We start from the raw sequence: 21608 nt of genomic DNA on the forward strand, positions 1-21608 counted from the left end.
AATGTAAATGGAATGCAACGGATGTCAATATTGACGCATAGTACCGCGGCGGGGCAGTTGCTACAATCAAGTTAAAGCTACACGTTAGTGTGAAGTTCAGGGATGGAAGGGATGAGAGGCTACAATGGTTTTGGCTAATGACAGCAGTTCGGATTGGTCGAACGGGAGAGGGGCACGCCGTCCGTTAACATGGGGGTATGCGCTCGTGTGGTATCACGGATTTAGTCGGCAGGGAGACGACTCGGTGCTGGGGAAGCTCGATTTCTTGAAGCGGCATGGGCTTGTCACGACCGGCATAGACTTGAGTGAAATGGCAAATATGGACGAGGCACGCCGCGATTACATAGGGGAAGAGCTGGTGAAACACGGGCTTCAGCTGACGCCGCACATCGGTTTTAACTACTTAAACGCCGGCAGAGAAGAGCGAGAACGGGAGACGGAGCGCATCGCGGAGCAGCTCCGACTCTACTTGCCACTTATGAGAGGTCAAATCGCAACGACAGGGATGCGAGCCGGGCATCGGTTTGACCGTGTAATGCCGCTCGAGGACAAGCTGGCTCGTATATCGGAAGCGATGGCGCCACTCGCGGTTATTTGCTCGGAGCTGGGTGCACCGCTAAGCGTGGAAAATCATGGCGACTACTACATCGCCGACTTGGTGCAGCTGTGCCAAGCGACCAAACAGCTCTACATTTACTTGGATACCGGCAACACCTACTTAATCGGGGAACGTCCGCTTCCTGCTTTTGAACTGGCAGCACCTTACACAATCGGCACGCATTTCAAGGATCATATCGTAAGACCGCGTCCGGACGTTTATCCGCTTCAATTCGAAGTGAAAGGCGCAGCGCTTGGCGACGGCGACGTTCCCCTGCGCGAGTGCTACGAGCTGCTTATGAAGCACGCACCGCTAAAAGATAAGCTGGTCATGGAAGTCGAGATGATTAGCCCAATGGATATGGATCCCCAGCTGTGTCTGGAGCGCTCCCTTCGATTCATTCAATCGCTTGAACCTATTGCCAAAGGAGAGATTATGCCATGAGTGAAGCTAAGTTACGCGCAGTCGTTATCGGCTGCCGAATGGGGTTAAACCATGCGAAAGCTGTCGCCTCGCTGTCCGAGTTTGAGCTTGCCGGCTTATGCGATCTGAGTGCGGACACGGCTCGTGATGCCGCTGCCCAAACAGGCGGCTCCGCAGCCATTTATACCGATTTCACACTTATGCTGCAAGAATTACAGCCGGATGTTGTCATCATCGCAACACCAACAGGCTCTCACGCCCGTCTGACTATCATGGCCGCGGAAGCGGGTGTGAAAGCCGTTTACTGCGAGAAACCGATGGCCGTTAATATGGGGGATGCCCGCAAAATGATGGAAGTGTGTAATGCTAACGATACTCTGCTCATTATCGGCCACCAAAGACGTATGTCCGCGCCGTTCATGACTATGCGCAGATTAATTCAAGAAGGTGCAATCGGTAAGCCGCGCCTTCTGCGTGCAACTTGCGCGGGTGATTTCTTAAGCGATGGCACGCATAGCGTAGATATCCTGCTCAGTCTCACAGGCGACGAGAAAGTGAAATGGGTGCTTGCCGCCATGTTCAGACAAGAAGTAGAGCCGGGTTTGCCGGATCAGTACGATTATGCCATCTTTACTGGCCGACGGTACGGACATGCGGTAGAAAGCGGCATGATGGTGACGCTCGAATTCGAAAGCGGCATCCGCGCGGAATTTCTAACAGGCGATGCGAGACTGCCGGGCAGCGACTACCAAGACATTGAGGCTATCGGCGATCAAGGTCGCCTGTGGCGTGCCGGGGATAGCGCAAGCCCGCAGGTGCAAATTCAAGATGCACAGGCCGGAGGTTTCCGCGCTGCCGAACTGGACGCGCCGGATGACTTCAACGATGGACTCCCAGGCGTGTTCCGTCAGTTGGCCATCTCCATGCAAACCGGCGCTCCTCATCCGCTCGCAGCATCGACTGCGCTTAATGTAATGGAGGTCGTGATGGCCGCATACGAATCGGCAAGACTTGGACGCAGAATCGAGCTGCCGCTGAACCAGGACCGATTCCCGCTAGATATTATGCTGGAAAGTACGGTGACGGCGCCATGAGCATCATTGCATGCTCCACCTCCGTTCGCTGCGGTTCCGGCTTTGAAGAAGCACTGGCATCCATTTCTTCAGCAGGCTTCCAATACGTGGACATTCTCACCATCGACGGCTGGGTTCATGTCCATACGAGCGAACTTATAACCGAACACAGCCTGGCCCAGCAAATTAACCGCACTAAGCAGCTGCTAGCTCAATATAACCTGCAGCCTGTGGCTGCCAACAGCGGCGTATCCCCGCAGCTTCATGACCGTTCGCCCGAAGCCATAACACGCAGAAAGGCGGAAACGGCCGGCCTAATGCAGTGGATGAAGGCGCTGGGCATCAACATCGCAGCGATCCAGCCGCGGCAGCCCGATCGTTCCCGTCCTTGGGAAGTGGTGCTTAGCGATTGCATCGCATCGCTCCGAGAGCAGCTGCAAATTGCAAATGCAGAAGGCATCCAGATGGCGCTGGAGTTCCACGTAAACAGTCCATTCGAGACGATGGAGCAGTGCTTGCGTTTGATGGAGTTGATGCCAGAGCTGCCGATCGTTTATGATCCGACCCATTTTGTCATGCAGGGGGTACCGCTCGAAGAGACGTTTGTATTCCTTAATCGGGCAGCTCATGTCCATCTGCGGGATGCGGCTAAGGATCAGATGCAGGTTCGTTTTGGCGCTGGTGATGTCGATTTCGAGCGGATCCTAAGTGAGCTGAAGCAGCGCGGTTATCAAGGCGGATTCTCCATCGAATACTTACAGACGGATCAATTTGACGTGATGGAAGATGCCGTTCAGCTTTATGCTCGCATTAAAGAAGCTTTTCCGGCGGTAACGATGTAGCAATAGCAAGGGCAAACCCATGGACGATGTTCATGGGTTTTTCGATGTAGAGGAAATTACATAATGCTACCGAATGTATGGGGATAGAATGGGAATAGCTGGATGGAGGCGAGATTATAATGGCAGAGGCCCGAACAGACCGGTACAACTCAGACGTTATTCATTCGTTGAAGGAGCATCGGACAAGGTCGCCGAATATTTTCTCGAGTTTGCAACGGAGGGCTTCAACCAGATCACGCTGCATCATTTGCTGACGCATCGCTCGGGTTTGCAGGCGGACGATATCTTCAGCAACAATTAACGAATCCTTATGCCGCTTGGGATGACGATGACTGCATTCAAGCTTCCGCCAGAGCATGAACCGCTTGTTTCGCTAGTATTTCCTCGGGAAGCAGACTGGCTGGATTCGCCGCTTTTTCGCAGTGGGACTATACCTATGGCTTGCGGCGGGTTATTATCTACTTTGGACGATATATTGAAGATGGGCGAGATGCTCCTGAACAATGGCGTATTTGACGGAAAACATATCCTGAGCGAGCAGCTCGTTCGGCAAATGACAGCGGAAGGACTCGGCCTGTTCTTGGACGGCGAGCGCATCGGCACGATGTCGGCGCGAGTCGCTGCACCCGACCATGACCATTATCGGCTCCGGGGTCCAGTAGTATACAGCAATATCGTAAGTCTGATCGAAGAAAGCGAAGTGTCAGTCACATGGTAAAAATCGGCGTCGATGCCGGCGGCACATTAATTAAACTGGCTTATACGCATAAACAAGGCGAGTCTATCTCGTTTAGGACATTTTCGGCATTGCAGCCAGAGCAAGTTGTGGAGTGGATTCAAGCTTTCGAAGACGAGGTGCAGATCAGCATCACAGGCGGAAAAGCAAGCCTGCTGCAGTCCATGCTTGGCTTGCCTTCGATTGGCATGGTTGAGTTTGAAGCCACCTGCAGTGGTGTTCGTTATTTGCTCCGGCAATCAGGTGTAACCGAGGAGGCGCACATCCTGACCAATGTTGGGACAGGCACGTCGATTCACTATTTTGACCATAGCGCCCAGAAGCGGCTTGGCGGAACCGGTGTCGGCGGCGGAACCCTGATGGGGCTGTCGCAAGTGTTAACCGGGATTACGGATTATCACGAGCTCATACAGCTTGCAGCAGCGGGCGATCGTGACCGAATCGACTTGAAGGTCAAACATATTTATCAGGGTGCGGAGCCTCCAATTCCAGGGGATTTAACGGCTAGTAATTTCGGGAGAGTATTCGCATTAGCAGCTACAGATACGTTGATTAAGGAAGAGCTGCTAGCTTCCGTAGTGGGGTTAGTCGGGGAGACAGTGGCGACAGCCAGCGTACTGGCGGCTGCGCAATATGATATCGCGTCTATTATTTTCGTAGGTTCATCGTTTATTCAGAACGACCTTCTTAAAGAGGTCGTCGAAGGGTACACGAGGCTGCGCGGTGCCACGCCGCTATTCATCGAGAATGGCGAGTTTAGTGGAGCCATTGGTGCGCTTCTGCAACTAAGTGTTTCGAGCCGGTAGCAGGCGGCGCTGTGATTTTCCGACTCTCAGCCCTCGGCGGAGGCAGTTTGGGCTAATACATGAAGCTGAGAGACGGAATATCGAACTCTCAGCTTCTTTATTGAGCGTTTTCGCCGCTGAGAGTCGGATTTTCCGACGCTCATCCCTCGGCGCGAGCAGGTTAGGGGTAGTAACTGAAGCTGAGAGAGGGAATATCGAACTCTCAGCTTCTTTATTGTGCAGTTTCACCGCTGAGAGTCGGATTTTCCGACTCTCAGCCCTCGGCGCAGGCAGGTTAAGGTGGGTTGGCGCCAACTAATTTCAGCGGCGGAGCAGCCGATTCGGGTTAGGTAATTCCACAACAGGAAAAAAAAGTGCTTACAAAAAAGCCGATTTCTCTGATAAACTGAAATACAACTTCACCTACAAGCGCCATTCACTATAGAAAACGAGGTCATTCATAATGTTGTCGATGTTGCGAGATTCCATTAAAGGCCGCATGATTGTCATCCTGCTGCTTAGCTCCGTTGTGCCCCTAGCATTGATCGGGGGAATGTCGTACTTTTCGTTTCATTCCTTTATGGAAAACAAGCTGAAGAACGGCATCAACGAGAATGTGAAGAAGGAGCTTGTCAGCCTCGATAATATTTTGAAAAACATGAATTTCGCCTCTCAGCAGCTCGCATTGGATAAAACGATAACCTCGCGCATCCAAGAATATCTGACGACCGACGATCAGATTCGCAAAACGGACATTCTGCTGCTCGTGCAGGATCGGATGTCGCTTATTAATTATACAAGCCCTTACGCCGGAGCTCTGGCTTTAGTAGATGCCAAGGACAACCATGCGTTTATTCAGAGCTATCCGATTATGGACAAGATCACGATGTTTGACAATCCGCTGCTGCTGGAAGCGAACGGAGTGTCGTACTTCGCGCCGCATCGCTCGACAGACAAGTATAACACCGACAATACGCAGGTTTTCTCCCTTGTCCGCAAAGTGAATGATTTCGATACGAACTCCTCGTTCTATGTCTATACGGAAAGTAACTTTAATACCTTGAAGCGTTTGTTCGACGATGTCCAATATGGCGAGCCGGTTAAGCATCTGCTGCTCGATGCGAAGAATCGGATCGTGTTTAGCGAAGACCGCACCAAGTTCCCGTTGTTTGCCAAATTTAGCATGAAAGATAAAGCTTCCGATGATCTGCGTTTCATCGCTGCCAGCGAGCAAGGCTGGAAGATTGCCGTTATTATGAAGGGCGATGCCTTTCAGAAGGAAATTGATTCGTGGCTTGGCAAATTCGCGACCGTCGGCTTGTTCACGCTGCTCCTCAGCTTGCTGCTTGCCTATATCTGTTGGCGGACTGTGTATCGACCGCTTCATGTATTCCGCAGAGAGATAGAATGGGTGGGCGACAATCCGTCGTATCGTCCGCAGAAATGGCTGAGGCTTCGCGAATTTGACGAGGTGTTAGGCAGATTCTACGCGATGAAAGAGCGTGTATTCGATTTGCTCAAGGAAATCGAGCGCCGGGAGAAGGCTAGGAGCAATGTGGAGGTCGAGAAGCTGCGACATCAGATCAACCCGCATTTTATCCATAATACGCTCAATACCGTACAAGTCATTGCCAAGATGAATAAGCAAAATGAAATTGTAAAGCTGATCACTCATTTCACCCGTATTCTGCACTACAACTTGGGCAAGGAAGGGACGCATGTGCGCGTACAGGAGGAAGTCGCTAATATCAACGACTATATGGCGCTGCAGAGCATCCGTTACAGCCATCAATTTGAAGTGCAAATGGATGTGAATCCCTCGACGCTGGATGTTCAGATCCCGCGGTTTGTCCTGCAGCCGCTTGTCGAGAATGCGATTTATCATGGTTTCCGCAATCAGGACGGCACCATTAGCGTTCGCATCGAGCCTCATCAGGGGGGCGGGATCACGATGTGCGTATCCGATAACGGAGAAGGCATGTCGGAGGAACGGCTGCAATCGCTGCTTGAAGAGAAGCATCCGGACTCACGCTCTGTCGGCATGGGTATCGGTCTAAGTTTCGTGCACCGATTAATTCAAGCCTACTATGGAGAGAGCTCCGGACTGCGAATTGAAAGCAAGCTGGGCGAAGGTACGGCGATTACGATCGAAATATTGACGGGGAAAGGAGGCGAGCAGCCATGATCCGAGCCATACTGGTCGATGACGAGCATATCGTACGCAAAGGATTAATTCATATTCTTCCATGGCAGAAGCATGGGATGGAGGTTGCCGCCGACTTTGAAGGCGGGGAGAAGGCGCTTGCTTGGATGGAGCAGGAGCAGGTCGATTTGCTCGTCACCGATTTGTCGATGCCGGGGATGTCGGGCTTTGAGCTGATGCGAATCGTGAAGGAGCGGTTTCCGCATACGGAAACGGCGATTCTCACCTGCCATCAGGATTTTCAATATGTACAGGATGCGCTGCGGCTGGGCGCGATTGATTATATCGTGAAGACCGAGCTTGACGATGAGAAGCTCGACCGGTTGTTCGGTCGCATTGCCGAGCGGCTGCTTGCGGACCGGGAAGAGAGGTCCTCCCGCACGCAGCCGCCGGCACCGGCTTCGGCGCAGTCGTCGGTTACGCTGCTGCTCGCGCTCAAGACCGACTGCAAAGTACAGGAGCTGTACGCGCAGCCCGGCTTGAATGACAAACCGCTTGTCGCGCTGCAAGGCAATGCCTGGTTTACGGAGGAGCTTGCTTTTCAACCGGAAGGGGAGGCGCAGGCGGGATTGTCCAATCGCTGGGCGGTATTTTGCCTGCATCAGGTTGGCGTTAAGGATCGAAGCCGGCTCAAGTCGGTGCTGGATACTTACATCAAACGTCACTCCTTCTACGTGATGGAGACGACCCAGTCGGCCGCAGCCGTGCATGATTCCATGCAGGATGTGCTGCTTTGGGAAACGAAGCCGGTTCGTGAGGATTGGATGAAAGGCTGGCGGAACTTCGATTGGCTGTTTCAGGATGAGGCGTTCCAAACCTTCCTCGAGCAAATTGCCGAGCAAAGGCCGGATCCGAACAAGCTGTGCGGCATCATTCACCAGACGGTCTGGGCGTGGAGAAGCATGCTGAGATGGACGGAACGGGATGAGCTGCTGCAGGAGCTTGGCGGTCTGCAAACCTGGACGCAGTGGCAGAGCTTCCTGCAGCGTCTTCGCCGTTCGCTTCGAGCCATTCTGGAACAGAGCGGCATAGATAAGGATATTACTACACGAATGATTCAATCCATTGAATGGTCCTTGCTGCGATTGGATGAAGGAATTACGCAGGAGGAAGCTGCTGCGGAGGTACACCTCAGCCGCGGATATTTCAGCGACTGCTTCAAGCGGACGACCGGCGCTACGTATAACGATTTCATGCGAATGCTTCGGATGGATCAGGCTAAGCGGCTGCTGCTTCACAGCAGTCAAGCCATTCAGGAGATCGCGGCCAAATGCGGGTTCGCCGACGAATCGTATTTCCGCAAGCTGTTCCGTCAGGAGACAGGCCGATCACCGCGTGCTTATCGCGAAGAGGAAGCGGCGTTTGATGCGTTTATGCACTGGCCGCCGGTGGGCAAGTAAGCGGGTGAAGTGAAAAATGTCTGCCGACCAGCGAAAATTGTACGATGAAAGACGCATGTTCTGACAAAGTTCAGTCAGGAGATGCGTTTTTTCCATCTAATCCCCAAACGAAAACGCGTTATGATTGGAATCGAATCAACACCATATTCGTTGTCATAGAGAGGGGCTTTTGACAGAATGGTCAAAAAGTGGGCAAGCTTGAGTTTGCTTGGGCTTATGGTTTTTGCAAGCGCATGCAGCAATAATGGCGGTAACAACAACAACACTACAACCGGCAATACAGAAACGAACAAAACGAATACGACGACGGAAACAACAACAGAAACAACAGAACCGGCAGCTGAACCAGAGGTTGCGGCTGATCCATTCGGCAAGTATCCGGAGTTAATTGAGTTTACAACGATCAGACCGACAATGAACAATCCAAAGTTCCCTGAGGGCGAATCGTATGAAGAGAACGTATTCAACAAGTTCATGGAAGAGAAGCTGAATGTGAAGCCTAAATTCGTATGGATGGCGCCGCAAGATGGTGACGCTTACAAGAAGAAGCTTGATCTCTCCATCGGCGGAAACGACATCCCGGATGTGTTCCAAATCGTCGGCAAAAACATCACTGAAGTACAATCTACTGTGAAACGTCTCGTTGAGGCAGACATGATCGAGGATCTGTCGACCGTGTATGAGCAATACGCTTCCCCGGCAATCAAAGAAGCCTACGCTTCTGCAGACAACCGCGGGCTTGACCTGTACAAAGTCGATGGCAAGCTCTACGGCATTCCGAGCCAAGGCGGTTTGGAGAACTTCAACTTTGTCTGGGTTCGCGACGACTGGCGCAAGAAGCTGAACCTGGCTGAGCCGAAGACGATTGAAGACATTGAAGCACTCGCTAAAGCGTTCAAAGAAAAAGATCCGGCAGGTAACGGCACAACGGTACCGCTGGCGATGCAGATGCAAACAGAAACAGACGGATTGTTCGGTCCCGGCTATATTTTCGACCAATTCGAAGCGTTCCCTCGCCTGTTCTATAAGGATGCATCGGACTCTGTCGTGTACGGCGGTATCCAACCGCAAATTAAAGACAGCTTGAAGCTGATCGCGAACTTCTACAAAGAAGGTCTGATCGAGAAAGACTTCGCGCTTAAAGATACAGGTCAACTGCAAGAGGTTCTGGCAAGCGGACGCGCAGGCATCGTCGGCCAAGCATGGTGGGGCGTATGGTACCCGCTGTTCATGACACTGCAGAACGTTCCTGATGCAGATTGGAAGCCATATGCAATCCCTGCCAAAACAAACGGCAAGCTGAACATGGGCGCTATGAACACATCCGGTTCCGTCATGGTCGTGAAGAAAGGCTTCAAATACCCAGAGCTGCCAATGAAATGGCTGAATGTCGTCAACGAAAACGACGATACAGAATGGTGGATCAAAACATCGCAAGAAAAGTATAAAGACGCCAACGAAAAAGCAACGGTATGGGGCGGCATGACGATCATTCCTACGGACGATATCCTTAAACAAGCGAAAGACATCGTAGCTGCCGTAAACGGCGAGAAGGATCCGGCATCACTTCCGTTCAAGAACAACGATGCGTTCCAGAACATCAAGAAGTTCATTGACGAGCTGCAAACGCAGCCGGCAAGCAAAAATGTCCTGCAATGGCAAAACACGCGCAGCTGGTATGATGCAATGGGTTCCGCAGCCAAATTAGAATCCAACATCGTCTACTCCGCATTCGACGGTCAAACACCGACGATGGAGAAGAAGCTGACGGCGCTAAACGAGCTGCAAATGAAGGCCTACCACCGCATCATTATGGGTAAAGCCGATGCAGATGCGGAGTTCGATCAATTCGTAGCGGATTGGAAAGCACAAGGCGGAGACGATATCTTGAAAGAAATCAACGAGGCAATAAGCAAATAAGTCGTAGTTTAATTCCGGAAGGACGCGAGGCAGTGTCTTGCGTCCTTCTATTCATTACGAATGATATCTGAAGCGGAGGTAATGCGAGTGCGCCGCAAATGGTCTGAGCAAATCCATTTTAATCTGATGCTGCTCCCCGGCATGTTACTTGTCTTATTATTTACAATTTGGCCAATGGGCGGTATTGTGCTGGCGTTCAAACATTTTATTCCGACTAAAGGAATTTGGGGTTCGCCATGGACAGGCTGGGAGAATTACTCCTTTGTCTTTGATACGCCTGTAGCATTACGCGTTTTCAAGAATACGGTTATCATCGCACTGATGAAAATTGCTTTCGGATTCTTTATTCCAATCGTATTTGCACTCATGCTCAACGAACTGCGCATCCATTGGTTTAAGCGTGCGGTTCAAACCATCGTTTATTTACCGCACTTCCTGTCATGGGTTCTGCTTGCAGGTATTCTAAGAGATTTCTTCGCCGTAGACGGCATTGTTAACCAGCTGCTTGGCAAGTTTGGCATTAACGAGATTATGTTCTTGGGTGACAACTTCTGGTTCCGTACCATCATTGTCGGCTCCGATATATGGAAAGAGTTCGGCTTTGGTACCATTATCTATTTGGCAGCATTGACAGGTATTAATCCTTCGCTTTACGAGGCGGCCGACATCGACGGCGCAACCCGGATGCAGAAGCTGAAATACGTCACACTGCCTGGCATCGCAACTACGATCGTTCTGGTCGGCACGCTCAGTTTGCAAAACGTACTGAATGCCGGCTTTGATCAAATATTCAATCTGTACAACACGCTCGTTTACGATTCCTCGGACATCATCGACACGTACGTGTTTAGGGCCGGTATCGAAGAAGGGCACTATGAGGTCGGAACAGCCATTGGTTTGTTGAAATCAGGTGTCAGCTTCATACTGATCATCATCTCATACGGTCTGGCAAGTCGATTAGCCAACTATCGCATTTTCTAGCAAAAGGAGGAATTCCGCATGGTCCGCAGTCAAACGATGGGCACAAAAGTGGCAGAAGCTGTTCTGATTCTCATTCTTGCGCTCGTTTCGTTCTCATCTTTGTTCCCGATCATTCATAACTTGGCGATTTCCTTCAGCTCACCAGCGAAAGCGATGGCCGGCTTTGTCACTGTCTTTCCGAAGGGCGTCACCTTTGAATCGTATAAGAAGCTGTTTGAAGACAGCGTCTTCTTCCAATCGTTCTGGATTTCGGTCAAACGGGTCGGTGTCACGTGCTTGATCAGCTTCTTCATTTCCTTGCTGATGGCTTACCCGCTGTCCCGCTCGAAGAGAGAGTTCAGGCTCCGCGACGTGTATATGTGGCTGCTGATCTTCTCGATGATGTTTAATGGCGGATTGATTCCGTTCTATCTCGTTATTCGCCAAATGGGACTGATGAACTCGTTCTGGGTGCTCGTGCTCCCGATGTTGGTAAACGTATTTAACGTCATTCTGATCGTCAACTATTTCCGCAGTATTCCAAAAGAGCTCGATGAGTCGGCTTCGATGGACGGCGCCGGTCCTTGGTTCAAGGTGTTCCGCATCTACATGCCGCTATCGATGCCCGTGCTTGCGACAACGACGCTGTTCCTCATCGTAACCGTGTGGAATGAATTTATGCTCGGTCTCATCTTCATCAACCATGAGGACAGTATCCCTCTCCAGACTTATATGCAGCAGATTGTGGTGCGGATCGATCCGACGTTGATCAAATCAATCGATGACGTAAAGCGCCTCGCATCTGTATCCGACAAGACATTGGGAGCGGCCAAAATCTTCGCTTCCATGCTGCCGATCATGCTCGTCTATCCGTTCCTGCAGCGGTTCTTCATCTCCGGTATTATGCTGGGTTCCGTTAAGGAATAAGCGAGGTACCGGCTGGCAAAGGAGGTTTGCAGCTAGCTATGCGACAAACAAACTCGATTAGCTTCGGGGATTTATTGAAACAGGGAGAATGCCTTCGGGCCTCCCTGGAGGGCGGCGAGCGGAGCGCCTATTTCAAGCAGTTCGATTCGCTGTTCGCCGCGATTCCGGAAACGGAGAAAGAGGTCTGGCTGGAAGCGTATATGATTCTGGCCGCTCAGTTTCTGGCGTTCATGCATAAGAACGGCATCTCCTTCGCGGAGCTTGAGCCGCTGGACGCGGATGCGCTTCTGCGCTGGGATGCCCACAGCTCGGCGAGGCAGGCTGCCGATTACTTGCGAGCTTTTGCAGACGCGTTGCTTCAATGTCCCGGCTACCGGGATGAGGACGGCTGGCTGGAAAGCCTGCACGCTTACATTGAGAAGCATCTCGATGAGGATCTGTCGTTAACGCGGCTCGCCGAGACGGTGTATTTCAATCCGAGCTATCTATGCCGATTGTATAAGCAGACGACCGGGCGCGCATTGTTCGATTACGTCGCCGAGGCGAAGCTGACGAGAGCCAAACGATACTTGAAAGAATCGCCGCGTCTCAAGGTTCACGAAATCGCGCGCAAAGTAGGGTTCGGCTCGCCTGCGCATTTCACGCGCGTCTTCAAGAAGCATTCGCTGCTTACGCCTGCACAGTATCGTGAGGCGTATGCGCGGTAGAATAGGATGGTGTATAGGCCGCCGTAGCAGGGGAATCTGCTGCGGCGGTTTTTCTCGCGCAACTCTAGCAAATGAATAAATAATGCTATATTGACAACTATGAATCTAAGGGATATTTTGTATATCTATGGAAGATTTAGGAGTGACTCTAGCACTGACTTTGGAGGAGGACGAACGTGGGCTTACAGAAATTCGGCGAGCAAACGACTACGCTGTTTCGGGAAGCATTGAACCAGTTCATCGAGAAGGTCAAGAAGGATGATCAAGTGATTGCAGCTGTGCTGCTTGGCAGCTTATCGTACGACCAAGTATGGGAGAAATCGGACATTGATTTGAAGCTGATCGTGCATGATCAGAAGCTGGGTACGGGCTATATGTGTTTCGTGGAGAATGATGTTCCGATTAACGCCAGCATTCAGACTCGCAATGAATTTAAGCGGTGGATCGAACGATCCGTGGGCGGCTCTATCCAGCAGTCGATGCTATATCGCAGTACGCTGCTATTCACGAAGGATGCTTCCATCACGGACTATTTTGAGCAAATTCGGATCGTTGGCGAGCGTGACAGGCAACTTCAGCTGCAGCAGCTTGGGGGGTATTCGCTCGGACTTCTGGCTAAGGCGGAGAAGTGGCTGTATGTGAAGCAAGACGCGGTTTACAGTGCCTTCTGGATTATTAAGATGGTCGATGTGTTGTCGCAGATCGAGGTGCTGCTCAATGAGGATGTGCCCATGCGGGAGTCGGTCAAACAGGCGCTCACCTATAACCCGGACTTCTTCCGTGTCATCTATTCGGAGATGGTCTTCGGGACCGTTTCGGAAGCTGGTGTTCAATCGGCTATTAATCAGATTAACGAGTATCTGAATGCCGGGGCAGAGAAACTCTTTCAGCCGATGCTGGCTTATTTGAAGGAAGAAGCGGATGTTCGCACCGTCACGGATATCGTCTTGAAGTTTAAGCCGGTCATCGATACCGATACGGGTTCCGCAACAACGATATGTGATTGGCTCGCAGATCGAGGGCTTCTGATGAAGATGGAATCGGAGACGAAGGCCACGCCGAAGAGCCGGATTATGCTGCTTGAACCAGCTTACTTGTACGAGAGCGACGAGTTTCCAGAGTGGGAGAGGGGCTAGCGCGGATGAAGAAGTATATCGAGGTACGGGGTGCCAGGCAGAATAATCTGAAGAATATTGACGTCGATATTCCGCGGGACAAGCTCACGGTCATTACGGGGGTCAGCGGTTCGGGCAAATCTTCACTGGCCTTCGATGTCATCTATGGGGAAGGACAGCGCCGATTCCTAGAGTCGCTCTCCACCTTCGCCAAGAGTCGAATGAATCAATTGAAGAAGCCGGATGTCGATTTTGTATTCGGCTTGTCCCCGGTAATTGCCATCGAGCAGAAGAAAGGGATCGTCAATCCGAGATCCACTGTCGGCACCATGACGGATATCTATGATTTCATGCGGCTGCTCTTTGCTTCGGTTGGCGAAGCCTGCTGTCCATTCTGCGAGCATCCTGTACCGATTCGGTCGGCAGAGCAGATGATCGATCATATTAAGCAGCTGCCAAGAGGGACGGAGCTTGAGGTGCTGGCCCCGGTATACAAAATCTTCGGCGAGAACTACGAAACGACGCTGGATGAGATTCGCTCGAAAGGGTTCCGGACGGTTCGCGTAGAAGGTGCCCGGCATAGCCTCGGTGATCCGATTGAGCTTGAAGAGGAAGCGGAGTACAGAATCGAGGTCGTCGTCGACAAAGTCATCGTTCAACCGGATGCTTTCAAGGCGCTTGCCAAAACAATCGAGAACAGCTTGAAGCTGGTGGGTGAAGGGTTCATTCGCTTTGAGGTCGTTCATGTGCCGGAAGGCGCGGCGGCTGATGAAGATAAGTTCTATCGCGGTTTCGCTTGCCCGGAGCATCATCTGACGATGGGGGAGCTGCAGTCGAGTTATTTCTCCTTCAATGATCCCGCCAGTGCTTGCCGGACCTGCGGCGGACTCGGCACATTCATGCGCGCCGAGGCGAAGTTTCTGGTGAAGTATCCGGAGAAGAGCATCAATAAAGGAGCCATTGATCAGAAGCTCCTCGGCACAAGCACCGGAACCTGGCATTGGTCCATCCTTCGCAGTGCGGCGATACACTACGGGTTCAGTCTGGATACACCTTATAGGGAGTTGTCTGAAGCGGCTAAGAACATCGTGATGTATGGATCCAAGGGGGAGAAGTTTCCTTTCATTCCGGGCGAAGAAGCGACCAAGTCGCAAGAGCGCAGCGCTGGCAAAATGATGACTTTCGGCGGGTTGGTTCATACGATAAATTGGTGGTACAAGCTTTACTTGAAGCGCAAAACGCAGTCCGTCGGCGATGATGAGTTCTATAAACGCGTAATGGTCGAGCATACCTGCCCGGATTGTGACGGACGGAAGCTGCGGCCGCAGCGGTTCTCCGTGAAGGTAGGCGAGGCTGATCTTCATCAGCTCTGCAATAGCTCTTTGCTTGAGTTGAGCGTTTTCTTAAAGCACATCACGTTCGCGCCACGGCATGCGGTTGTGGGTAAGCAGATTGTTGCAGAGATCGAATCTAGGATTGATCTGCTGCTTGATATTGGCCTTGATTATCTCAGTCTTGGTCGCCGCTCCGACACGATATCGGGCGGTGAAGCGCAGCGCATCCGGCTCTCTACGCAGATCAGCTCGGGGCTGATGGGGATGCTGTACGTGCTGGACGAGCCGAGCATCGGGCTGCATGCCAGAGATAGCATTCGCATCATCGACACGCTCAAGAAACTCCGCGATATCGGCAATACAATTATCGTAGTCGAACATGATCTGGATACGATCATTAGCGCCGACCATATTATTGAGGTCGGACCGGAGCCGGGACTGCACGGCGGCCGCATTACCGCTGAGGGCACAGCGGAGCAGCTGCGGTCTAATCCCAATTCCATTACGGGCTCCTTCTTAGCAGGGGTGCGGAGAATCGAGGTACCGGCAGTGCGTCGTCAGTCGGACGGACGGATGCTGTCCCTTCGAGGTGCAAGAGCGAACAATCTGCGCAACGTAGATATCGATCTGCCGCTAGGTGTGTTGGTCTGTATCACAGGTGTCTCGGGTTCAGGCAAAAGCACGTTGATTAATGAGGTCATCTGCAAGCAGCTTTATGCAACCTTCCAGGATGCGCGCATTGTTCCCGGCGAGCACGACGAGTTGACCGGACATGAGCACTTAACGGGCATTATCAATATCGACCAGTCTCCGATCGGGCGCAGCTCGCGCTCAAACCCTGCGACGTACGTCGGGTTCTTCGATAAGATTCGCGAGCTCTATGCAGCTGCTGCCAGTGCAGCGGGGAAGTCGCTCGCGAAGAACGATTTCAGCTTCAACCAGAAGAATGGCGGACGCTGCGAGAACTGCCAAGGTGAAGGCGTTGTCACGACGGCGCTCCAGTTCATGCCGGATGTAGAAGCGGTCTGTCCTGTTTGCAAGGGAGCACGTTTCAACGAGGAAGTGCTCGATGTTCGTATTCGGGAGAAGAATATCGCGCAGGTGCTGGAGATGAGCATTGAGGAAGCTGTTCAATTCTTTGACGATCAGTCTTACATTCAGCATAAATTGAAGGTGCTGCATCAGCTGGGACTTGGCTATCTGCGTCTTGGTCAATCGTCGACCACACTGTCCGGCGGGGAAGCGCAGCGGATTAAGCTGGCGACGGAGCTAAGTAAGATTATTCGCGGCTCGCATAATCTGTACGTGCTTGATGAGCCGACAACCGGCCTGCATCTGAGAGATATTCAGAAGCTTATCGATTGTCTCCATCAGTTGGTAGAAGCGGGGCATTCTGTCGTAGTGATCGAGCATCATATGGATTTGATCAAAGTGGCTGATCATGTCATCGACATGGGGCCGGAGGGCGGCAAGAAAGGCGGCATGGTCGTCGCATCCGGCACACCTGAGGAAGTAGCGCGTACGGAAGATTCGCTGACCGGTAAGTTTCTGCGGGGGATGTTGGCGGTGGAGTCACAGGCGCTGGCTTGAGTGGATGGGAGTGGCGCAGACTCATAGGTCCGCGCCACCTCTATGATGAGAAACCCAACGTTTATGATAACGTCGGGTTTCTTTCATTTTCGGGTTGTCTGAGAGCTGTTTTGCACAGTCGCGTCCATGAGCTGCTGTTACGTTCGTACTTCCGTAATCGCTTTGCCTTGCCTGTTCACGCTCTAACGGTTGTCAGCGTGGCTATTTCATGTAAATAAGCCCTTTTATAAATCTAACGGTTGTGCCAGACGTTATTTGCTGCAAATGGGGCGATTCCTAATGGGAAATGCCCCAATAAGCACGCTGGCAACCGTTAGAAAATAAAGAAGGGCTTTTAAGGCCAAATAACCACTCTCACAACCGTTACAGGTTGGAAGATGGCTCGTAAGCAGTGCCGGAAACGAAACTACCAACTTTTCGGCAGCCTGGGGGCTCTCAGTGTCGAGCAAGCATGAAAATGGGCTGTCCTCAAGTAGATTGATCTACTTATGGGACAGCCCTTATTCACTTTGGAAACAGCTAGAACTGTTTCTCGGCCGCCAGACGATAGGCTGCTTTGGAGCGCAGACCAACCAGTTTATCCATGGGCTGGCCGTCCTTGAAGACAATAACCGTCGGCGTGCCCATAACACCAGCTGAAGCTGCGGCGTCAGGCAGCTTATCGCAGTCGACGTACGCGATGCGAAGCTGATGCCCCAGCTCAACGCTTAGTTCTTCCAGAACGGGCAGCAGCGTATGGCATGGCGGACAGTGAGGCGCACCGTAGTCTACCAGCACGACCCCCTCCTTAACGAGATGCCGGAGATGCTCCTGACTTTCAACTTGTTCGATTCCCACTAGATTCACTCCTTGCTTAGATTCTCGGCGATTGCTTCCGATTGAACGGCTGCGATCCGATCTACTAAATTCGTTCGGATTTGATTCAGCTGCATAATCTGTGCTTCAATATCTGCCAGCTTCCGCTCATAAACCGGCATGATTTCACTGCAAAAGGCTTCCTTGTTCCGCAAGACACAAGTAAGAAACCCGGCAATTTGCTCCGTCGTCAGGCCCAAGTTCAGATAGAGCTTGATAGTCTCCACCGTGTGAACGGTTAAAGGCGAATATTCGCGATAGCCGTTGGCTTGACGCAAGGGGGCGATTAAGCCTTGCTGTTCATAGTAACGGAGCGAACGGATGCTCACGCCTGTTTCTTTGGCTAATTGACCGATCTTCATGGGCAGCCTCTCTTCGCAATACCTGGTTTCCAGCTCATTATAAAGTCTGACATTAATGTCAGAGTCAAGTCCGAATTTATGTAAGCCCAACTTTACAGATAACGCAGGAGCTGATGGAGTTCGTCTATATGTGCGACCGGAACGATGCCTCTTCGTTCCATCTCCGGTTGATTGCCCTGATAGGCAATGAATCGCACGCCTGCTTCCATGGCGGCCTTGCCGTCAATCCAGGCATCGCCTACGGACAGCCAATTCTCCTTAGTGAGATGAGGGTAATGCCCGAGAATATGATGGATGCCCGCCGGTGAAGGTTTCATTGATACTGCCTGTTCTCTGCCAATAACATGCTCAAAATACATCTCAATTCCCGTTGATCGCAACGCTTGAATGGCTGCAGCATACGAATTATTAGTAAGAATCGTGAGGTGGAAGTCTCCTTGCAGCTGATGTAGAAGGTCTACGACACCCGGTTCAAGCCCTGCATCCTTCATCCCTGCTTGCTCGATCTCGGCCACAATGCTCCAAACCGCCTGCTCTGCTTCTCCTGTGAACTTCGCCGATAGCCGGGCATGTTCAATAAGGGTGGAGACCGTATATTCATGCAGCGGGAAATCCGCCCCGATAATGCCCTCTCTGACTAACAACGTGTGAACCTCGTTCTTCATCTGCTTGAAATCGATACGCGAACGGAGAATGGTGTTATCCATATCCAGAATCAGACCTTGTCGCTTTAATGGAACCATGGGAGCAGCCCCTTCTCTGGGTTTGTGTTAACGAATTCTAACATGCTTAATGGCAAGAAAAAAAGCCCCCTCTATGAACGAAGCATAGAGAAAGGCCAATCTCCTAACCAAAGCTCACTCTTACACCGAGCCGGTCTTGGTACTCGATTCTTGCCTGCAACTAAAGCGCAGCCCAAAGAAATGCTGCCGATCGTCGATAAGCCGGCCATTCAATACATCGTCGAAGAAGCGGTTCAAGCCGGTATCGAAAGTATCATTATCGTGACGGGGCGCGGCAAGAAGTCGATCGAGGATCATTTTGACAAATCCATTGAGCTGGAGCAGCTGCTGGAAGAGAAGGGCAACGAGGAGATACTGCGCGAAGTCCGGTCGATCAGCAACATGGCGAGCATTCATTTTATCGGCAAAAGGAACCGCTTGGACTTGGACATGCCATCCTATGCGCGAAGCAGTTCATCGGGGAAGAGCCGTTCGCGGTACTGCTTGGCGACGACATTATGGTTTCCGAGCCTCCGGCACTGTCGCAGCTTATTGAAGTGTATCAGCAGACAGGGAAGCAAGTCATTGGGGTACGTTCAGTGAAACCATCTATATTTTCAGTGTTGGAGACGATTGATCGAGGAGCCGGCGGCGAATACCAGCTGACCGATGCGCTGCATGCCATGTGCAAGAAGGCAATTATCGAGATGGGGCTGCAGCGCAAGGAGCTGCGTGCAGTTCTGCTGCCCTATTTGCAAGAGCTGCTAGCTTGGGAGAAAGCGGAGACTTCGAGTGAATCGCTCTATTCTGGCAGATCGTCTTAGTTTTATCCCATATCCTCCAAGATGATCGGACGTTTCGGGTGTAAATTGAAGATATATCCGATTCATAAAGGGGACTTGAGCGCATGTTGAATTCGAAGATCCAATTACCTGAAGAAAAAGTGCAATTTTATCGTGAAAATGGTTTCGTTCAGATCGATAATATTTTATCGCCTGAGGAGCTGGCTGAGTTTCAAGCATATATGGATGAGACGATGAACAGCCAAGGTGCGCGCGGGCTGCAAACGGATCAGGCCGGCGGCGCGTATTACAAGGTGCTGAACCAGCGCGTCAATACTTGGAGGGATCACGGGGGGATGGCACGCTTCGTGCTTGGCGAGCGTTTCGCGGATATGGGCAAGCAGTTGACGGGGTTCGAGGGCATCCGCCTCTTTCACGATCATGCTTTGCTGAAGATGCCCGGCGATTCCAAAGTAACGCCTTGGCATCAAGACCGTCCCTATTGGCCGGTTAAGGATACAGAGCCGATGGTCGCATTCTCGATCTGGATTGCGCTCGACGATGTTGACGAGAATAATGGCTGCATGATGTTCGTGCCGAAGTCGCAGAAAATCCGCAATTTGAAAGGCGTTGACCTTGTGACGCCGGAGGATATTTTCGAGCAGGAAGGCGCAAGTGAGCTTGATCGCAACACGGCCGTCATCTGCCGTATGAAGGCGGGAAGCTGCACGTTCCACGATGGGATGACGTTCCATTTTGCTCATGCGAATAATTCGGATAAGCCGCGCCGCGCGATGGCGATTGTCTTCTTCAAGGATGGCACGACCTACAGCGGAGCAGGTCATGTGTGCACAGACGGCCTTGGCTTTGAAGTCGGCGACAAGATTCAAGGCGGCTTAATGCCGAAGCTTGCGTAAGCTGCATTTATCCAACTACTGGTTAATTATTGCAACGCAATTGTAATGTAACTGAAATGCCAAATTCATCTGGTTTTAATCTTCAGCGCCTATAATAAGACTCAACCCCCTATTATATATATTCTTTTAAGACCCGCGGCCCGTTGCTGCGGGTCTCCTTTTTTGTGCTTTGTCTACTTCAACGGCAATCGGTTAATACTGCGCAGTAAGAAGATTAATAGACTTTACAAACGATTTTTGCGGGTGGTATGCTGAAAGCACTCAGTTTATGCTAAGAAACATAAGACATATTATAAATGGGGAACACTCGATGCTCGAACTCTCTATCAACGAACCGGATCAATTAGTAAAGGTCGCACATGCGCTGTCATCGCATACCAGGCTGAAGATTATCAAGCTGCTCCTGAATCATAACAACATGAATATAAATGAGATCGGCGAGAAATTGGGCATTCCGGTGTCCACGGCCGGCGTGAACGTGAAGGTGCTGGAAGAGGCGGGGCTTATTCTGACCGAGATTTTGCCTGCAAGCCGCGGCGCTATGAAAGTATGCAAGCGGAATTTCGACGATGTCAGAATGATCCTGAATCCGATCAAAGGGTACATCAAGAAGGAGCAAATTTTCGAAATCGAAATGCCGATCGGCCATTACGTCGATGTGGAAGTGCATCCGACTTGCGGCATCGCCAACACGGAGACCATGGTCATTCCGGAGGACGATCCTGCCAGCTTCTTTCATCCGGATTGCCGAACAGCGCAGATCGTCTGGCTAAGGCAGGGCTGGATCGAATACCGTTTCCCTCGTTCGCTGCCGCGGAACATCGATATGAAAGCAATCGAATTTTCGCTGGAGCTTTGTTCGGAGGCCCCTAATTTCAATAACGACTGGCCATCGGACATTACGGTTTGGATTAATGACATCGAAGTGGGAACGTGGACATCTCCCGGGGATTTCGGCGATAAGCGAGGCAAGAATAATCCGGAATGGTGGCATGACAGCAGCACGCAATACGGGCTGTTAAAGACGTTTCGGGTCGACAAGGATAAGAGCACGGTCGATAATCACAAGGTTTCCGATGTGACGCTGCAAGATCTGCACATCGATGCTCAGCCGAATATTCGGTTTAAGGTCGGCGTGAAACCGGATGCCGTTCATAAAGGCGGGGTGAATTTGTTCGGCCGCGGATTCGGAAACTATGATCAGGACATTATTATGAAGGTGCATTATGAGCCTACTATAGAATGATTCAAACAAAACAACATAGTTGTTTATAACGGCGCTTTTGCGCTTGTTTTTTTGTTATTAATAACAATAATTTTGTTAGAAAGCGTTGACATTAGCGCTGAAGCGAACATA

The 21608-nt window shown here is 51.4% G+C and carries 19 protein-coding genes and 1 pseudogene; 17 read left to right on the forward strand and 3 right to left on the reverse strand.

Annotation, left to right across the window (positions count from 1 at the left end):
* The first annotated feature begins 124 nt into the window (after positions 1-124).
* From AC0YN4_RS20015 to uvrA, 14 genes are all read left to right on the forward strand, one after another.
* Positions 125-1042 carry a sugar phosphate isomerase/epimerase family protein gene (locus AC0YN4_RS20015; RefSeq protein WP_475836589.1) on the forward strand — a complete coding sequence of 306 codons (918 nt, stop codon included), beginning with the start codon at positions 125-127 and terminating at the stop codon, positions 1040-1042.
* A complete protein-coding gene (locus AC0YN4_RS20020; RefSeq protein WP_475836590.1) occupies positions 1039-2115 on the forward strand; it encodes a Gfo/Idh/MocA family protein in 1077 nt (358 codons plus the stop codon). Before AC0YN4_RS20015 ends, AC0YN4_RS20020 begins: the two co-directional genes overlap by 4 nt.
* Positions 2112-2936 carry a sugar phosphate isomerase/epimerase family protein gene (locus AC0YN4_RS20025; protein WP_475783545.1) on the forward strand — a complete coding sequence of 275 codons (825 nt, stop codon included), beginning with the start codon at positions 2112-2114 and terminating at the stop codon, positions 2934-2936. Before AC0YN4_RS20020 ends, AC0YN4_RS20025 begins: the two co-directional genes overlap by 4 nt.
* A gap of 73 nt (positions 2937-3009) precedes the next feature.
* The gene (locus AC0YN4_RS20030; protein ID WP_475836591.1) at positions 3010-3237 is read left to right on the forward strand and encodes a serine hydrolase; all 228 of its coding nucleotides are present in this window, start codon (positions 3010-3012) and stop codon (positions 3235-3237) included.
* A 9-nt stretch (positions 3238-3246) separates the two neighbouring features.
* Positions 3247-3654 (forward strand): hypothetical protein, encoded by a 408-nt coding sequence (locus AC0YN4_RS20035; protein WP_475836592.1) that lies wholly within the window; start codon positions 3247-3249, stop codon positions 3652-3654.
* Entirely contained in the window at positions 3648-4478 is an 831-nt protein-coding gene (coaW, locus tag AC0YN4_RS20040) for a type II pantothenate kinase (RefSeq protein ID WP_475783548.1), read from the forward strand. The genes AC0YN4_RS20035 and coaW overlap by 7 nt, the downstream gene beginning before the upstream one ends.
* 442 nt (positions 4479-4920) lie before the next feature.
* Positions 4921-6642, forward strand: a complete 1722-nt coding sequence (locus AC0YN4_RS20045) for a sensor histidine kinase (protein ID WP_475783549.1) — start codon at positions 4921-4923, stop codon at positions 6640-6642.
* On the forward strand, positions 6639-8060 hold the full coding sequence (locus AC0YN4_RS20050; RefSeq protein WP_475783550.1) for a response regulator transcription factor: 1422 nt from the start codon (positions 6639-6641) through the stop codon (positions 8058-8060). The genes AC0YN4_RS20045 and AC0YN4_RS20050 overlap by 4 nt, the downstream gene beginning before the upstream one ends.
* Positions 8061-8237: 177 nt before the next feature.
* On the forward strand, positions 8238-9980 hold the full coding sequence (locus AC0YN4_RS20055) for a type 2 periplasmic-binding domain-containing protein (RefSeq protein WP_475783551.1): 1743 nt from the start codon (positions 8238-8240) through the stop codon (positions 9978-9980).
* 81 nt (positions 9981-10061) lie between these two features.
* Positions 10062-10961: an ABC transporter permease gene (locus tag AC0YN4_RS20060; RefSeq protein WP_475783552.1), complete on the forward strand. Its 900-nt coding sequence runs from the start codon at positions 10062-10064 to the stop codon at positions 10959-10961.
* Positions 10962-10979: 18 nt separating this feature from the next.
* Positions 10980-11867, forward strand: coding sequence for a carbohydrate ABC transporter permease (locus AC0YN4_RS20065; protein WP_475783553.1), 888 nt, complete (start codon positions 10980-10982; stop codon positions 11865-11867).
* A gap of 38 nt (positions 11868-11905) precedes the next feature.
* Positions 11906-12574, forward strand: a complete 669-nt coding sequence (locus AC0YN4_RS20070) for a helix-turn-helix transcriptional regulator (RefSeq protein WP_475783554.1) — start codon at positions 11906-11908, stop codon at positions 12572-12574.
* Positions 12575-12750: 176 nt separating this feature from the next.
* Complete coding sequence (locus AC0YN4_RS20075; RefSeq protein ID WP_475783555.1) at positions 12751-13710, forward strand: hypothetical protein; 960 nt, start codon at positions 12751-12753, stop codon at positions 13708-13710.
* A gap of 5 nt (positions 13711-13715) precedes the next feature.
* Positions 13716-16613, forward strand: a complete 2898-nt coding sequence (gene uvrA / locus AC0YN4_RS20080) for an excinuclease ABC subunit UvrA (RefSeq protein WP_475783556.1) — start codon at positions 13716-13718, stop codon at positions 16611-16613.
* A 519-nt stretch (positions 16614-17132) separates the two neighbouring features.
* Here uvrA and AC0YN4_RS20085 read toward each other — a convergent pair.
* The 3 genes from AC0YN4_RS20085 to AC0YN4_RS20095 all read right to left on the reverse strand — a co-directional run bounded on the left by AC0YN4_RS20085 (position 17133) and on the right by AC0YN4_RS20095 (position 18573).
* Positions 17133-17450, reverse strand: coding sequence for a thioredoxin family protein (locus tag AC0YN4_RS20085; RefSeq protein ID WP_475783557.1), 318 nt, complete (start codon positions 17448-17450; stop codon positions 17133-17135).
* Between the two features lie 5 nt (positions 17451-17455).
* Complete coding sequence (locus AC0YN4_RS20090) at positions 17456-17830, reverse strand: MerR family transcriptional regulator (RefSeq protein ID WP_475783558.1); 375 nt, start codon at positions 17828-17830, stop codon at positions 17456-17458.
* Between the two features lie 92 nt (positions 17831-17922).
* Positions 17923-18573 carry an HAD family hydrolase gene (locus AC0YN4_RS20095; RefSeq protein ID WP_475783559.1) on the reverse strand — a complete coding sequence of 217 codons (651 nt, stop codon included), beginning with the start codon at positions 18571-18573 and terminating at the stop codon, positions 17923-17925.
* Between the two features lie 180 nt (positions 18574-18753).
* On the opposite strand from AC0YN4_RS20095, the pseudogene AC0YN4_RS20100 reads away from it, so the two are divergent.
* From AC0YN4_RS20100 to AC0YN4_RS20110, 3 genes and pseudogenes are all read left to right on the forward strand, one after another.
* Positions 18754-19376: pseudogene (locus AC0YN4_RS20100) on the forward strand (UTP--glucose-1-phosphate uridylyltransferase).
* Between the two features lie 83 nt (positions 19377-19459).
* Entirely contained in the window at positions 19460-20251 is a 792-nt protein-coding gene (locus tag AC0YN4_RS20105; RefSeq protein WP_475783560.1) for a phytanoyl-CoA dioxygenase family protein, read from the forward strand.
* A 310-nt stretch (positions 20252-20561) separates the two neighbouring features.
* Positions 20562-21497, forward strand: a complete 936-nt coding sequence (locus AC0YN4_RS20110) for an ArsR/SmtB family transcription factor (protein WP_475783561.1) — start codon at positions 20562-20564, stop codon at positions 21495-21497.
* Positions 21498-21608 lie beyond the last annotated feature (111 nt).

This window comes from Paenibacillus sp. J22R3, from assembly GCF_056269305.1.